The organism is bacterium (assembly GCA_021372515.1).
GTDB lineage: Bacteria > Gemmatimonadota > Glassbacteria > GWA2-58-10 > GWA2-58-10 > JAJFUG01.
In genome coordinates, this window is record JAJFUG010000066.1 from 1 (window position 1) to 14,637 (window position 14,637).

A 14,637-nucleotide genomic window follows, 5' to 3' on the forward strand; every position below is an offset into this window, starting at 1 on the left:
GTGTTCTACCTGCTGATCGATGTCTGGAACCTGCGCCGCTGGCCGTTCGTGTTCACCGTGGTGGGGATGAACTGCATCACGATATACATGGTGGTCAGTTTCCTGCGCGGCGAGGTCAACGACTGGATCGGCGTGTTCACCAAAGGCATCCTGGAGCCGCTGGGCCCGGCCGGGGTGATTGTCCAGTCCTGCCTGGTGCTGGCCGCATTCTGGTACATGCTCTACTGGATGTACAAGCGCGGGATTTTCCTGAAAGTCGGCTGAAAGCCGCGATAAAAGCCAGTGCATTTTCCCCAAGGAGAAAGCCATGAAACTGCGGAGAACCCTCCCCGCTCTGCTGCTCTGCGTGCTTGTGTCCTGGACCGTGCTCCCGGCCCAGGACAACCCGATCTATCCCCTGCCGCACAAGCTCGAACTGGGCAGCGGCGCGCTCGACCTCGAGGGCTGCGCGATATATTCCGGCAACGGCCCGCGCTGCGAGCTTGCCGCCCTGGCCGAACGGCTTTCCTCAGAGCTGGCGGCGCGTTATCGTGTCTCGGTCCCGCTGGGCCAGGGTGACGCCCCGGCCGCGGGCGGCCGCGGCATAGTCCTGGGCCTTCTGTCCGACCCCGTGATCCAGCGCATGCTGCCGGGCATTCCGGGCGATTCGGTCTGGTATCTGCCCGAGGGCTACCGTCTGGCGGTGACCCCGAGCGGCGCGGTAATCGCCGGGCATGACCTGGCCGGCCTCTACTACGGCATCCAGTCGTTCCTTCAGCTTGTCAGCCTGGACAGCAAAGGCGAGGCGAAAGCCCGGGCCGCCGTGGTCACGGATGCACCCGCGAAGCCGTTCCGCGGGGTGCATGTCTACCTCCCGGCGCGCGAGGACCTCCAGTTCTTCAAGAACTACATCCGCACCATGGCGCACTACAAGATCAACACCATGGTCCTGGAGGTGGGTGGAGGCATGCGCCTGGACCGTCACCCCGAGATCAACCTGGCCTGGGAGCATTTCTGCCGCTCGTTCTACGACATGGGCGACCCCATGCTGCGTTACGGCGAGCAGACACCGCTGGGGCCGCAGGGACGGTTCCAGGCCTCGGTGCACACCGAGCTGGCCGGCGGCGGCTGGCTGAGCAAGCAGGAGGTCCGCGAGATCGTGGACTGCGCCCGCGAAAACTGTATCGAGGTGATCCCGGAGATACAGTCCCTGACCCACTGCTACTACCTGGCCCTGGCCCACCGCGAGATCGCCGATATCCCCGAGGCCGCCTGGCCCGACTCCTACGACCCGACCAACCCCAAATCCTACGAGTTGCTGTTCGACGTGATCGACGAGTACCTGGACGTGATCCAGCCCAGGCGTGTGCATATCGGCCACGACGAGTGGCGCTCCGGGGTGCACGGCACACCGGGGATCAACTACGGCCGGGACGTGCTCAAGATTTACGGCTACCTGCGCTCGCGGGGCGTGGGCGCCCTGATGTGGGGCGACCACATGATCTCGGGCCACAACATGGACGGCAAGATGCCGCCGCCGCCCACCAAGCCCGGCGAGGTCTGGTACGTCTATCCCTCGACCAAGGAGGCCCCGGAGATAATCGCCGCCAAGGCCAAGGATATCCTGATGCTCAACTGGTCCTGGAGCGAGGTCCCCACCTCCTACGACCAGCTCGCCTCCCGCGGCTGGAAACAGGTGCTGGGCAATTTCAGCGTGGAGCGCCAGTACGACAAGTGGCCCGAGATTTTCCGCCGCGAGGATGTCCTGGGGGCCGAGATGTCCACCTGGTGCCGCGCGGATGAGTTCAGCTACGGCCAGAACGGGGCGGTGCTGAACATGCTGGCCAGTGAAAACCTGCTCTGGGGCGGCGCCCAGCTCAGCCTGGACAAGCTGTTCGAGCTGATGGCCGAGCGCATGCCCCAGGTCCGTCAGGAACTGAACGGCCTGGCCCTGCCCTCGCAGGATGCCGCCGCTGGCCGTCCCGGCTACGGTTTTGTCACGCTGGACCTGAGCGCAGCGGGCAACGCAGCGCCGGGCCAGGTGGGAGCGGCCGACTTGAACCGGGTGAAAGCCGGCAAGTACGAAAGCGGCGGAGTGCCGTTTGTCGTGGCCCCGGGCGACAAGGCCCTGGCCGCAGCGCTCGAACCGGGCCAGGCCGTGAGCGGGATAGCGGTCGGCTCCAACGCGGCCAGCCTTCTGTTCCTGCAGGTGGCCACCGGCAGCGAGGAATCGACCAACACCTACCAGAGCAACTATCCGCACGACACCGCCCCCCTGCTGGGGTTCTACCGCGTGCACTATGCGGACGGCCTGGAGGAGGACATCCCCATCCGCTACGGCCGCAACATCGCGCGCTGGGACGGCGTCTACACGGACCAGGTGTACTATGCCCGCACGGTCAGCCTGGGCCGGGACAAGTCCGGCAAGCCGGTGCTGGCCTGGGCCATGGAGTGGGTCTGCCCGCGGCCCAACCGCAAGATACAGTCCGTGGACCTGGTCGCGGCCGGCGAGTCGAAGGCCCGCCCGGTGCTGCTGGGCCTGACACTGGTCAAGCCGCCGTTCGAGCGGTGAGTGCGGGAAGGCAGGGAAAGACCCGATGACTCTAAACTGCGGAGGTGCAGGATGAAGGCTTACAAATCGGGCCGCTGGCTGGCCGTGGCCGCGCTGGTTGTGCTTCTCACGGCCGGGGCCGCCGACTGCGGGGAGGACCCGGTCTCGGCCCAGGCGCAGCCGCAGGAGCAGGGGGCCCTGCCCCAGGCGCCGCAGGGCAAAAAGTGGCAGTTGGTCTGGAGCGACGAGTTCAACGGGACGGCCCTGGACTGGAACACCTGGGAGTGCCCCGAGGGGCCCCGTCGCGACGGCTACTGGTCCAAAGATGACAGCTACCTGAGCGGGGACGGCCTGCTGGTGCTCCGCACGCGCAAGGACGGCGAAAAGTTCTCCAGCGGGGCGATCCGCACCCGCGGCAAGTTCGAGCACGCGTTCGGCTACTGGGAGGCGCGTTGCCGGTTCCACACCCAGGTCGGCCACTGGCCCGCGTTCTGGCTCTACTCGCCGGCGGAGGGACAGATCGGCGACGGAGGCCGGGACGGCACGGAGATCGATATAATGGAAAAAGCCTGGGCCGCCGATGTGGACACCACCAACGTGGCGTTGCACTGGGACGGCTACGGGGCGGAGCACAAGAGCGCGGGCAGGAAAGTCTACACCCCCGGAGTGAGCCGCGGCTTCCACACTTTCGGCCTCTGGTGGAGCCCCGAGGAATACGTGTTCTACGTGGACGGGGTGGAGAAATGGCGCTCCACGGACGGCGGGGTGTGCCAGGCGCCGCTGTACGTGAAGCTCACCGACGAGATCGGCGACTGGGCCGGGGATATCAAAAAAGCCTCCCTGCCCGACTATTTCTATGTCGATTACGTGCGGGTCTACGACCTGACCGGGGAATAGAACCACCGGACAGGCTCTGATGCGGAAAGGGGCGGACTGCATTGCAGGCCGCCCCTTCTCTGTTTTACGAGATACGAATGCTACATCAAGCCAGCATTGTCCGCCTTAGGAAGTTGCATCACGGAATCGAAAGGCAACTATTAGCTTGTCCTTTTCCGGCTTGTGGAAAAGGACCAAAAGACGCTTCGGGGCCGTAAACTCGCATTGGCCCTGACTTTTTGTTTACCCGCGGTGTGCGCGGAGACTCTGCACGCTGCCTGTGTTGCGGGGCGACGCTGACGCTGATTGCCCGCCTGACTGCGAGGGCTTCATCTGCCTCCGCAGTGCACGGGGAGTATACTCCGCTTCTCTTGCGCGGCTCGGACAGTACGGCCCCGGACGGCCCTACGGGCCGCTTAGGGACAAAACCCGGATACAGAAGCTTTCCAGAGGCAGTCGGGCCGACGCGGGGTTGGATACGCACTGTGTTGTACACATCCGCATTCCCCTAAGTGCACGGCATGCCGTGCCCGCCTTAGCTTCTTTACGACACTCCCTGCAGCTTCCTAAGCCGGATATTACTGCCATTTAGCGCCTTTGCGGTCAGCCGCAGCGCCGGTGCTCTATTTCCAGCCCCTGGCGCGGGCCTCGTCAAGGATCGCCGCGCTGGCGCTCAGGCCCACCCGGCTCACACCCAGCTCCAGCACATGCAGAAGGGCATCCAGGTTGCGCACGCCGCCCGCGGCCTTGATTTTCACTCCGGCCGGGCAGTGCTTGCGCATCAGGACCAGGTCGTGCTCCGTGGCGCCATCATAGTAGTGCATTCCGGAGGAGTGTTTCTTGAAACCGTAGCCGGTGGATGTCTTTACATAATCAGTCCCCGCGGCGCTGCAAAGCTCGCAGAGACGGATTTTCTGGCTGTCCTCTGGCAGGAAATCATTCTCGAAGATCAGCTTGAGGATCGCCCCGCCGGCGTGGGCGGCCTCGGTCAGAGCACGTATCTCCTTATCCACGTAATCCCAGTCGCCGCTCAGCACCTTGCCCGAGTTGAGCACGGCATCCAGCTCCACGGCCCCGTCCTCGATGGCCGCTTTCGCCTCGGCCACCTTGATGTCGATCCGGCTGTTGCCGTGCGGGAACCCAACCACCGCGCCCACCGCGGTCTCGGAACCGGCCAGGATTTCGCAAGCCAGGGGCACGGCGTAGGGCTTGATACTGACCGCAACCAGGTTATTGTCGCGGGCGAATTGGCATTCCTGGCGCAACTTGGCGTCGGTCATAGTGGGATGCAGCAGCGAGTGGTCGATCACTCGGGCTATTTCACGGATTGTGCCGGGCATGTTCGGATCCTCCGAAGTGGTAGGAAGCTTGTGAGTATGGAACACCCTGACGGTCTGGGCCGCGGGGGACAGATCAACAGTAATCCTTGCCGTTCAGGCTCGCGGTCAGGACAGGGACGCATGGACTCTCTGCGGGACATTTTTTGAGGCGGCCCTGGAGCAAGGGTAAAACCCCGAACGGAATAATTCAAGCTTTGTGGAAAATGCCCGCGACAGCGGGGTGAAAAATATTTTTCATTTTTTCTTGACATTTATTATTTTGACTTTAATTTTATTAAAGTTGTTTTCTATTTTATTCATCCACGAAGGCAAATATGAAAACAAATCTTCCGTGTCTGTGTCCGAGTTGCGGCAGCAGCCTCAAAGTCCGCCGCCTGGCCTGCGACCGTTGCGGCACCGCGGTGGAGGGCGACTACGAGCTGCCGTTGCTGGCCCGCCTGGACTCCGGCGACCAGCAGTTCATCCTCAACCTTCTGACCTCGGGAGGCAGCCTCAAGGAGCTGGCCGCGCTGTACGGCATCTCCTACCCCACGGTGCGCAACCGTCTGGATGCCCTGATCGAGAAAGTCCAATCCATTCAAAACCAGTCCCGGTCACACGGACCCTCCGCGGAGGAATGAAATGGGAGCTACGTCCGAACTGTCGGAACGGAAAGTCTCCCTCTGCCTGTTCAACCCCACGCACTACCTGGCCGGGGGCAAGGCCCTGGGCCTGGGGTTCGTGCTGATCCTGATCACCGGCGCGCTGGCCTCCACCGGCAAGGTGCACCTGGACGGGGTGCTGGACCTGCACGTGGGAAATCCGAGAGTGTTTCCTTTCTGGGTTTTCGCAGCCGAGGGACTTCTTGACTGGCTTGTCTTAGGCCTCCTGCTGATTCTTGCAGGCAAGCTGCTCTCCAAAAGCCGTCCCCGCGCGCTGGATGTGCTGGGCACGCAGGCCCTGGCGCGCTGGCCGATGCTGTTAAGCGTCTCCCTGGGCTTGATTCCGGCGTTCCAGCTTCACGCCCTGCGGATGATCCCCGGGATGCAGGTGGACACTCCAGCCGTCCCGGGCGAAGAACTGATTTTCCTGGCTGTCCTGTTCGCCACCATGCTGCTGATAGTCTGGATGGTGGCCCTGATTTACCGGGCTTATGCCGTAAGCTGCAACCTGAAAGGCAGGAAGGCGGCGCTCTCGTTCATTGCGGCCCTGCTGGCGGCAGAAACGCTGTCAAAAATAATAATGGTCAAATTCCTGCTGGCTTGACTCAATACCATTAATCGATGAGGTGTATTCGATGAAAAGCTCAATTTTTCTTTCCCTGCTCCTGTCTTTCAGTCTCTGCGCCGCCGCGCAGGACAGCACCGCCACGGTCAACGCAAAAGCTATCGCAGCAGCCGAGAGCTTTGTCGACCTTCTCGCCGCCGGGCAGTTCGAGAAAGCCGTGGCCGTGATGACCCCGGAAATGGTCAAGGCCCTGCCCGCGGACAAGCTGGCCGAGACCTGGAAAACAGTCCAGACCCAGGCCGGCGCTTTCAAGAAAAGGGAAAGCGCGCGGGTTGAGAAAGTGAAAGAGTTCGACATGGTCCATGTGATCTGCAGCTTCGAGAAAGCCCGGCTGGACGTGAAAGTGGTGCTGGACAGCCAGCGGCAGGTGGGCGGACTCTGGTTCGCGCCGGCGAAATAAAGAAAACCGCATGATTTTGGATAGGGGTTTCCGGCCGGCTTTACAATCAAGCCGGCCGGTTCTATTATGGGCTCGGCAATCCAGCCCGCACCCGCAGTGCCATCCTCTGCTTACAGCGGGAGAAAACCGATGCTCGGTAAAAAAGACTGGTTCAGAAGAAAGGATATGGGCTGGGGGATAGAGCCTGTGACCTGGCAGGGCTGGGTCTATATGCTCGTGTTCATCGCATTCCTGCTGCTGATAACCAACGGCCCGGAGGCCTGGTTTTTCAAGCCGCGGGCCCGCAGCATCGCTGCTGCCTCCTGGGTCGTGCTGTTCCTGGCCGATGTCATCCACCTCTGGTTCGCCGTGGGCGACGGGCGAATCCACCGCAATCAGACCAAACGCCCGCGCAACCAGGCGTAGGGCCGTTTGTCCAATCGCGCCAGCACCCGCTGCGCCCGCGGCACCAGGCTGCGGCGGTAACGCGCGGGCAACGAGCAGACATACTCCTGGGCCCGGGCCGCCGCACCGACTGCGCTGCGCTCGCCCACCCGCCAGAACCCGATCAGGTGCTCCACGATCGAAACATAGTCCTCGGTCGTGTACACTCCTTCCTGCTGCGCCACCAGCGAGAAATGCGCGTACAGGTCCGGCTCCCCGTCCTGCATCAGCTCGGCCGGCATCACGATCTGGCTGCGCATCAACCGCTCGAACGCCAGAAGGGCGCCGTGCGGGTCGCTGTCGAACACCAGGGCCATCATGTTCTTGTAGAAAGCCTCGTGGCGGCTCTCATCCCCGGCGATGGCCGTGCAGATGCTTTCCAGCACCGGGTCGCCGGCCTCGGCCGCGCGGCGTCCCGTGTTGCGGTGCGACACTCGCGTGGCCCGTTCCTGGAAGCTGGTGTAGAGGAACAGCTTGTACGGGTCGTAGCCGATCCGCGGGTCGAAACCGTTGGCCAGCAGGCTGAAAATACTGCGGTCCACCGCGCGCATGTCGGCCACGCCGGAGTAGCTGATGTAATCGCGCAGCACGGAGCCGTGACGGTCCTCCTCGGCGGTCCAGCCGCAGGACCAGCGCGCCCAGGGGCTGCTGTCCGCCCCGCTCAGGTTGGCCGTGGCCTCGATCTTGTCCAGCACGGTCTTGTAGTTGGGCAGCGCCTCCTCGGTGACCATGTTGCCGATCAGCACGATGAAAAGCGAGGGCGGCACGGCGCGGGCATAGCTCTGCAGGGTGTGGATTTTCTCCTGCCAGTCGCCGCTCGCAAAATCGGGCAGGCCGGCCGCCGGGCCGCCGGAGCGCTCGGCCGGTTGCCAAAGGTGCTGCGGGTCGAGCAGGAAACGCAGGTTCTGACGAACGCCCTCCTCCTGGGAGGCGGTGATCCAGTTGCGCCAGAGAAGGACTTGCGCGGCCTTCTGAAGGTTGTCGGCGGACTCCTGCACGCTGACAGCCGGCTCTCCCAGGCGCAGGCGGAAAGCCCGGTCGAGAAGCTCCTCCTCGCCAAAGGCGGCGCTGTCCGAGCCGCGCAGGGTTTCGATATATTGTCTGGCCCGGGCCAGAGCGTCGGATTCGATCAGCACCCGGCATCCTCCTTTTCGGATATTGTTTACTTATTTGTCGTCTTTAAAATCTGACTGATCCCCTCCCGGGAAGCAAGCGCCTGGAGACAAAAAAGGAAAAAACCATGAAAAAATGATATGCGTCCTGACACGGGGAAGATATGATCAGATTTCAGGCTGCGGAAGGTGGAAAATCATGTTCATTTTTCTTGCTCTTTCGGGAAAGGTCAATATATTTTAGCAATGGCAGGGGGAAGAACACCTTTCTCTGTCTTGTATATTTTGGCTGCGGTCGTGACTGACAGCCCTGTATAATCAATTTTTTGCAGTAGGAGTGTTTTCGATGGCGAGGGGTAAAGTCAAGTGGTTCAATGAATCAAAGGGCTTCGGTTTTATCGCGCAGGACAACGGACCGGATGTCTTTGTTCATTATTCCGCCATCAACGCGAACGGCTTCAAAACCCTCTACGAGAATCAGGAAGTCGAGTTTGAGATCGTAGAGGGCCCGAAGGGGCTGCAGTCCGCTAATGTTACTCCCGTAAAGTAATACGGCAGACTGAATCGAACGCGAAACCCGGAGACCATACGGTCTCCGGGTTTTATTTTTCCGGTCACATCCGCCCGAACCCAGCCGGTCCGGATCAGCGGTTGTAGCCGGGGATGATTATATCCGGCCGCAGCTCGCGCAGAAGGTACTGGCGGCGGCGGGCGAAACCCGGCTCGCGCAGGCCGCGGTTCAGGTCGATCTCGGCCACGGCCAGGCCGGGCTTTTTCTCCGAGCGGGCGAGCACCTTGCCGTCCGGCCCCACAATATCGGTCGGGGTGTCGTAGCCCGAGCTGACAACATAGACCTGGTTCTCGAGAGCGCGTCCCGCGGGCGGGAAATCGCTGCCCCAGTTCGGACAGAACAGCACCTCGGCCCCCTGGATTGTCATGGCGCGGGAGGGTTCCGGGAACTGAAGGTCGTAACAGATCATTATCCCGATCCGGCCAAAATCGGTGTCGAACACCGGGTAGCTGTCGCCGGGGGTGACCCCGCCCTCCAAGTCATCCAGCGGCAGGTGCACCTTGCGGTAGCGTCCCGCCACCTGTCCCTGGCGGTCGATCAGCAGCGCCGTGTTGTACAGCACCCCGTGGTCGTTCTCCAGGATACCGACTATGATATACATTTTATGCTTGCGGGCCAGAGCGGACAGGTGCTCGCTGAGCGGCCCCGGCACGCTCTCGGCTTTCTGCAGGGTGGGGACATCCGCCCGTCCGGGCAGGGTGATAGTCTCGCCCAGCAGAAGGATGTCGCAACCCTGAGCGCCGGCCTGGTCGATCAGCGGATCGTACTGCCCGGCCGCCTCCAGGTTGGTCTTGACCCCGCTCGGACGGTAGTCGGCCGCGGCCACCCGCACCTTGCGCGGCTGCGGCTCGGCCACACGGCGCAGGCTCACCCGGTCCCAGTAGATTTCACCCTGCGGGCAGTGGCTCAGGAAAAGCTCCACCCGCACCTGGGCTGCCTTCTCGGGCGGACGGCAGACAACGTGCACTCTCTGCCAGTCGCCCTCGCCGCCTTCCTGGGGCACCTCATCCGGCATCGTGACCCGCTGGCCGCTCTCATCCAGCCAGTCCAGGCGGGCCATGGCCTGACGGCGGGGCCAGGGCACGCCGCGCGCCTGGAACCAGGCCTCGAACTCATAACATTGCGACGGGTCGATCCCCTTTAGCTCGGTGCGCCAGCAACCGCTGGCCGCCTCCTGCCCTGCCCCGCGGATGCAGAGAGCGCCGGGCGCGCCCAGGCTGGGCCCGGCCACCACGCTGAACTGCGGCGGGAACGCCGCCAGGCGCGCGGCAGTGGACCAGCCTGACGGCAACTCCGCGGCCCCGGTCTGGAAAGAATCCACGTTCAAAAGAATTTCCGCTCCTTCCGCGGCCCGCAAAGTCCCTGTCATCGCGCCGGCAAGCAGCACGGCAGCCATAAGGGACAACCTCACAATTCGTTTCGTCCTCGCGCCTGACATCGCCCGCCGCTCCTGCATGGTCTCTCCTTTCCGTCCGTTCAGCTCTTTATCCTCCGGGTTCCGTTCGCTACAGCGGATAGTTAACAAGAAAAACCATTTCAGGCAAGCCTGCCGTCCCAGTCGGCCCGGCGAAAGGAAGGACACCGTGCAAAAAGATTGAATCCTCGAGCGAACGGTGCTACTGTCAAGCCAGCCCGCATTTTTCCCACAGCTCTTCACGTCCCACAAGGAGGCCCGCGATGCCAGTTCAAAAGTCTCTGCGAATGTTCGCCGGTCTGTCGGTACTGGTCCTCATACTGCTGCTCGCCTGCGGACGTATGGCGCGGCAGAGCAGCGGCGCTTTCGCGCTCAAGGACATCGCCGCCAGCGGGGATGTCACCCTTCTGGAGGGCGCCGACAACCCGCTGGGCGAGCCCTGCCTGCGGCTCACCACCTCCGGCCGGCTGAACCTCCCCGTGGAGCAGTCCCGCTGGGACTCCAGCCGCTACCTGTTGCTGGATGTGATTCACGAGGCCGGGGTGAGCGGCGCGGTGGTCCTGCATTTCTACGAGAAAGGCGACAGCACCTCCTCGTTCACCACGCTCATGGGTGTGATGCCCGGCCTGCGCACCCGCCTGGTGTTCCCGCTGTCGGAGCTGGACGCCCATCGGGTGTTCCTGCCGCGCACGCCTGGACGGCTCAAGGCCGTGATGTGGGGCCGTCCCACCCGGCCCGGGATGCTGAGCGCGGTCACGGTGGAGCTGGACAGCATGGCGCCGGGCCAGAAACTTTATGTCTGCCGGGTCGGGCTGTCCGATTCCCTGCCGGGGTCGTACCCGGTGGATGGGCCCCCGGTGGTGGACAGTCTGGGCCAGTGGCACGCCCGCGACTGGCCGGGCAAGACCGAGAACTCCGAGGCCCTGAAAAACAACCTGGGCGCCGCTCTGGCCACCGCGGGGAACAGCGCTTTCCCCCAGGACTGGAGCCGGTTCGGCGGCTGGAAAAAGCTGCGTTTCAAGCCCAGCGGGTTCTTCCGGGTGGAGAAGACCGCAACGCGCTACTGGCTGGTCGACCCGGAGGGCTGTGCGTTCTTCTCGACCGGGGTGGACGGGGTCGGGCCGGTGCACAACGGCACCCCGGTGGAGGGGATCGAGAACCTGTTCATGTGGCTGCCGCCCAGGGAGGGAGAATACGCTCCGGGCTGGGATGAGCAGTGGGACAAGTGGTCCGCCGATTTCGAGGGCTTCAACCTGATCCGCGCCTTCGGGCCCTCCTGGCGCGAGGACTGGGCGAAGATCAGCCGCGCCCGTATGCTGGACTGGCGTTTCAACACCCTGGGCAACTGGTCGGATGAGCTGGCGGTGCGCTCTTTCGGGCTGCCCTATGTGATCCCGCTGCGGGGATTCCCCTCGGCGGGCGGAGAGCCGATCTTCCGGGATTTCCCGGACGTGTACGACCCGGCTTACGAGCGGAACGCAGTCGCCTGGGCCGCCCAGCTCGAAAGCTCCAAGGACGATCCGCTGATGATCGGCTATTTCCTGGACAACGAGCCGCAGTGGGCGTTCAGCAGCCAGCTCCCGGCGGCCTCCATGCTGGAGACCGGCAAGCCCTCGGCCACGCGCAGCGCGATGGTGGAGTGGCTGAAAGAGCGCTACAAGGATGACCTGGGGGCCCTGAACAGCGCCTGGGGCCAGAGTTTCGGCGCGTTCGACGAGCTGGCCCAGGGCAGCCTGCACCGTCCCGAGGAGTTCTCCAGCCAGGCGCGCGAGGACCTGGCCGCGTTCTCCGAGCAGATGGTCCGCCACTACCTGGAGCCCGCCGCCTCGTCCGCCCGCAGCGCCGACCCCAACCATTTGAACCTGGGCATCCGCTGGGCCGGGCTGGGCCGGTACTGTGCCCTGGCCGGACAGTACTGCGACGTGTTCTCGGTCAACATGTACCGCATGCTCCCCGACACCACGGCCCTGCGTCAGATCGCCGAGCAGTCGGGGCGGCCGGTGCTGATCGGCGAGTACCATTTCGGGGCCACGGACCGCGGTCTGCCCTCCACCGGGCTGCGCGGCGTGACCGACCAGACCCAGCGCGGCCTGGCCTACCGGGCCTATGTCGAGACCGCCGCCTCGATGCCGTTCATGGTCGGCACGCACTATTTTATCTGGAACGACCAGCCGGTGTTCGGGCGGTTTGACGGGGAGAACTACAACATCGGCGTGGTGGATGTCTGCAACACTCCCTACCTGGAATTCGTGGAGGCGGCGCGCCTCACCCACGAACGTATCTACGGCGTGGCCTCGGGCGAGATACCTCCCACCGCCGAGCGGGCGAAAGAGGTGCCGCGGATCGGTTTCTGAAGCGCATCGTGATAAAAGACAAAGCCGGGCCGCGGGGGTATTCCTGCCGCGGCCCGGCTCATTTTTCATACAAGTTCACGCTACTTGCATTCGCTGTCCAGGACGCGCCGCACTTTCTTAAGCAGGGCGATCTGGTTGAACGGTTTCTGCAGGAACTGGGTCCCCTCGTCCAGGATGCCGTTATGCACGATCGAGTTGTCGGTATAGCCGGAGATGTAGAGCACTTTCAGCCCGGGCTTGTCGAGGCTCAGGCTCTGGAAGAGTTCCTTGCCCCCCATGCGCGGCATCACCACGTCGGTTATCAGCAGGTCGATCCGCTCCAGGCCGTACTGCGCGGCGATACGCTCCGCCTCCTCACCGTTGGAGGCCAGGAGCACCGTGTAGCCGCCACGCTCCAGCATCCGGCAGCCGGTCGAGCCGACCAGAGGTTCGTCCTCCACCAGCAGAATGGTCTCGGAGCCGCGCAGATCCTCAAGGCGGTCGGTCTCCAAGCTCCGGTCCAGCGCCTCACCCTCGGTGGCGCGCGGAAGGTAGATTTTAAAAGCCGAGCCCTTGCCCGGCTCGCTGTAGACCCAGATATTGCCGCCGTGCTGCTTCACGATGGCGTAGCAGGTGGCCAGGCCCAGGCCGGTGCCCTTGTCCGGTCCTTTGGTGGTGAAAAACGGATCGAAGATCAGGTCGAGGATTTCCCTGTCCATCCCGATGCCGCTGTCGCTGACCGCAAACATAACAAATTCTCCGGGAGTCACGCCGACGTGGCTCTTGGCGTATTCCTCGTCCAGCTCCATGTTCGCGGTTTCCAGGGTCAGCTTGCCGCCCTGGGGCATGGCATCCACCGCGTTGACCACCAGGTTGGTCAGCACCTGCTCGATCTGGCCGGCATCGGCCTTGACGTTCCAGAGGCTCTCCTCCGGGAGGACCACGAACTCGATATTCTCCCCGATCAGCCGGCGCAGCATCTTATCCACGCTGAGCAGGGTGTCGTTCAGGTTGATTATCACCGGCTCGGCGATCTGGCGCCGCGCGAAAGCCAGGAGCTGGGCGGTCAGGCGGGAGGCGCGCCGGGCGGTGGAGGATATCTCGTCCACAAGCTGGTGACGCTCCTCCTCGGGGATGAGGCCCATGCCGAGCAGATCGGCGTTGCCCAGGATCACGGTGAGCAGGTTGTTGAAATCATGGGCCAGTCCTCCGGCCAGCCGTCCGATGGCCTCCATTTTCTGGGCCTGGAAAAACTGCTTCTCGAGCTGCTTCCGCTCCGTGATATCGGAGGTGAACATGATTATGCCCGACAGCTTGCCACGGCGGCCGCGCAACGGGGCCGCGGCCAGTTGCACCTGGATGCGCATTCCATCCTTGCGTTCCCGCACCACCTCCATCCCAGCCACCGACTCCCCCTCAGCCACCCGGCGGATCAGCGCCAGGAACTCCTCCCTATGGAGCTCCGGAACACTCGGCAGGTCCTTGCCCAGCACCTCCTCCGCTTTCCAGCCGTAGATCCGCTCGGATGAGGCATTCCAGATGGATTTGACGCACCCCTTCAAGTCGAGGTCGAAGATGGCCAGGGGCGAGGTCTCCAGGATCGCGCCGATGATCCCGGCCAGGCTGCGGGCCCGGGTGTCGAGCTGCCTGAGCTCGGTGATGTCCTCGAAAGTCGTGTAGACCTGGTACGGCTGGCTTTCAGCCGGCCTGTAGCGCGGTACGGCGTTGATCTGCAGCCAGCGGTGCTCGGCTTTTTCCGGGTTGTATATCCCGAGCATCACGTTCTTCACCTCTTTACCTGTTATCAGGGCATGGATGGTGGGGTGGCTCTCCCGAGTCAACGGTGAACCGTCCGGCCAGATCGCGCGCCACTCCGGGCTGTCAGCCTTGCGCTCCATCAACTGGGCCTCGGTCAGTCCGAGGATCCTCTCGGCGGCCGGGTTGGCCGATATTATCCGGCCTTCCCTGTCCTGATAGATCACGCCCTGGGCCATGGTCTCGAAAAGCCCGCGATGCTTTTCCTCGCTTTCACGCAGCGTACTCTCGACTTCCTGCTGGGCGACCGCGGCCCGTTCGAGCCGGCGCTGGCTCAGACGGACCAGGAAATAGACCAGCAAACCTGAGACGAAAACGAAAAACCAGCCTTTCACCGCCTGAATCAGCATGTAATCACCCAAGGTATCGGCCAGCATCCTGGCCACCTCGTCCGAAGCGGCGATCCAGATCACCCCCAGCAGGACGTAGATCAGGGCCGCTATCAGGGCCGAAACGCGAAACAATGGATTGCCGTATTGCTTCATCTGGCTGCACCGCCTGAAGCTGCTATGGTTCGGGACAACGGGCATTGGGTATGGAAACTCCGGCTGCCCAGC

General features: G+C 63.3%; 13 protein-coding genes. 9 read left to right on the forward strand and 4 right to left on the reverse strand.

The genetic code is table 11. The features are described from left to right. The 3 genes from LLH00_06705 to LLH00_06715 all read left to right on the forward strand — a co-directional run. The coding region (locus LLH00_06705) for a DUF5009 domain-containing protein (GenBank protein MCE5270959.1) at positions 1 to 264 on the forward strand (264 nt) is incomplete at its 5' end. A gap of 43 nt (positions 265 to 307) precedes the next feature. Continuing rightward, positions 308 to 2,551: a beta-N-acetylhexosaminidase gene (locus LLH00_06710; protein ID MCE5270960.1), complete on the forward strand. Its 2,244-nt coding sequence runs from the start codon at positions 308 to 310 to the stop codon at positions 2,549 to 2,551. 51 nt (positions 2,552 to 2,602) lie between these two features. Beyond that, positions 2,603 to 3,427 (forward strand): glycoside hydrolase family 16 protein, encoded by an 825-nt coding sequence (locus LLH00_06715; protein MCE5270961.1) that lies wholly within the window; start codon positions 2,603 to 2,605, stop codon positions 3,425 to 3,427. Positions 3,428 to 4,029: 602 nt separating this feature from the next. Here LLH00_06715 and deoC read toward each other — a convergent pair. Then, entirely contained in the window at positions 4,030 to 4,746 is a 717-nt protein-coding gene (gene deoC, locus LLH00_06720; protein MCE5270962.1) for a deoxyribose-phosphate aldolase, read from the reverse strand. A 314-nt stretch (positions 4,747 to 5,060) separates the two neighbouring features. Between deoC and LLH00_06725 the strand changes: the two genes are divergently transcribed. From LLH00_06725 to LLH00_06740, 4 genes are all read left to right on the forward strand, one after another. Next, positions 5,061 to 5,366: a DUF2089 domain-containing protein gene (locus LLH00_06725; protein ID MCE5270963.1), complete on the forward strand. Its 306-nt coding sequence runs from the start codon at positions 5,061 to 5,063 to the stop codon at positions 5,364 to 5,366. 1 nt (position 5,367) lies between these two features. Beyond that, entirely contained in the window at positions 5,368 to 5,991 is a 624-nt protein-coding gene (locus LLH00_06730; GenBank protein ID MCE5270964.1) for a hypothetical protein, read from the forward strand. 31 nt (positions 5,992 to 6,022) lie between these two features. Beyond that, positions 6,023 to 6,412 (forward strand): DUF3887 domain-containing protein, encoded by a 390-nt coding sequence (locus tag LLH00_06735; protein ID MCE5270965.1) that lies wholly within the window; start codon positions 6,023 to 6,025, stop codon positions 6,410 to 6,412. A gap of 129 nt (positions 6,413 to 6,541) precedes the next feature. Continuing rightward, positions 6,542 to 6,817, forward strand: coding sequence for a hypothetical protein (locus LLH00_06740; protein ID MCE5270966.1), 276 nt, complete (start codon positions 6,542 to 6,544; stop codon positions 6,815 to 6,817). On the opposite strand, the gene LLH00_06745 is transcribed toward LLH00_06740, so the two are convergent. Next, positions 6,787 to 7,971 carry an acyl-ACP desaturase gene (locus tag LLH00_06745; GenBank protein ID MCE5270967.1) on the reverse strand — a complete coding sequence of 395 codons (1,185 nt, stop codon included), beginning with the start codon at positions 7,969 to 7,971 and terminating at the stop codon, positions 6,787 to 6,789. The genes LLH00_06740 and LLH00_06745 overlap by 31 nt on opposite strands. Before the next feature lie 322 nt (positions 7,972 to 8,293). Between LLH00_06745 and LLH00_06750 the strand changes: the two genes are divergently transcribed. Then, on the forward strand, positions 8,294 to 8,497 hold the full coding sequence (locus tag LLH00_06750) for a cold-shock protein (protein MCE5270968.1): 204 nt from the start codon (positions 8,294 to 8,296) through the stop codon (positions 8,495 to 8,497). Positions 8,498 to 8,591: 94 nt separating this feature from the next. Here the strand turns inward: LLH00_06750 and LLH00_06755 are convergent, their stop codons facing one another. Continuing rightward, positions 8,592 to 9,839 carry a carbon-nitrogen hydrolase family protein gene (locus LLH00_06755; GenBank protein ID MCE5270969.1) on the reverse strand — a complete coding sequence of 416 codons (1,248 nt, stop codon included), beginning with the start codon at positions 9,837 to 9,839 and terminating at the stop codon, positions 8,592 to 8,594. A 356-nt stretch (positions 9,840 to 10,195) separates the two neighbouring features. On the opposite strand from LLH00_06755, the gene LLH00_06760 reads away from it, so the two are divergent. After that, the gene (locus LLH00_06760; GenBank protein ID MCE5270970.1) at positions 10,196 to 12,286 is read left to right on the forward strand and encodes a hypothetical protein; all 2,091 of its coding nucleotides are present in this window, start codon (positions 10,196 to 10,198) and stop codon (positions 12,284 to 12,286) included. An 80-nt stretch (positions 12,287 to 12,366) separates the two neighbouring features. Here the strand turns inward: LLH00_06760 and LLH00_06765 are convergent, their stop codons facing one another. After that, positions 12,367 to 14,565, reverse strand: coding sequence for a PAS domain S-box protein (locus tag LLH00_06765; GenBank protein ID MCE5270971.1), 2,199 nt, complete (start codon positions 14,563 to 14,565; stop codon positions 12,367 to 12,369). Positions 14,566 to 14,637 lie beyond the last annotated feature (72 nt).

Excerpts from the sequence above, each read along its gene's own strand:
- LLH00_06710 (MCE5270960.1), top strand. The coding sequence starts at position 308 with ATGAAACTGCGGAGAACCCTCCCCGCTCTGCTGCTCTGCGTGCTTGTG.
- LLH00_06715 (MCE5270961.1), top strand. The coding sequence starts at position 2,603 with ATGAAGGCTTACAAATCGGGCCGCTGGCTGGCCGTGGCCGCGCTGGTT.
- deoC (MCE5270962.1), bottom strand. The coding sequence starts at position 4,746 with ATGCCCGGCACAATCCGTGAAATAGCCCGAGTGATCGACCACTCGCTG.
- LLH00_06725 (MCE5270963.1), top strand. The coding sequence starts at position 5,061 with ATGAAAACAAATCTTCCGTGTCTGTGTCCGAGTTGCGGCAGCAGCCTC.
- LLH00_06730 (MCE5270964.1), top strand. The coding sequence starts at position 5,368 with ATGGGAGCTACGTCCGAACTGTCGGAACGGAAAGTCTCCCTCTGCCTG.
- LLH00_06735 (MCE5270965.1), top strand. The coding sequence starts at position 6,023 with ATGAAAAGCTCAATTTTTCTTTCCCTGCTCCTGTCTTTCAGTCTCTGC.
- LLH00_06740 (MCE5270966.1), top strand. The coding sequence starts at position 6,542 with ATGCTCGGTAAAAAAGACTGGTTCAGAAGAAAGGATATGGGCTGGGGG.
- LLH00_06750 (MCE5270968.1), top strand. The coding sequence starts at position 8,294 with ATGGCGAGGGGTAAAGTCAAGTGGTTCAATGAATCAAAGGGCTTCGGT.
- LLH00_06760 (MCE5270970.1), top strand. The coding sequence starts at position 10,196 with ATGCCAGTTCAAAAGTCTCTGCGAATGTTCGCCGGTCTGTCGGTACTG.
- LLH00_06765 (MCE5270971.1), bottom strand. The coding sequence starts at position 14,565 with ATGAAGCAATACGGCAATCCATTGTTTCGCGTTTCGGCCCTGATAGCG.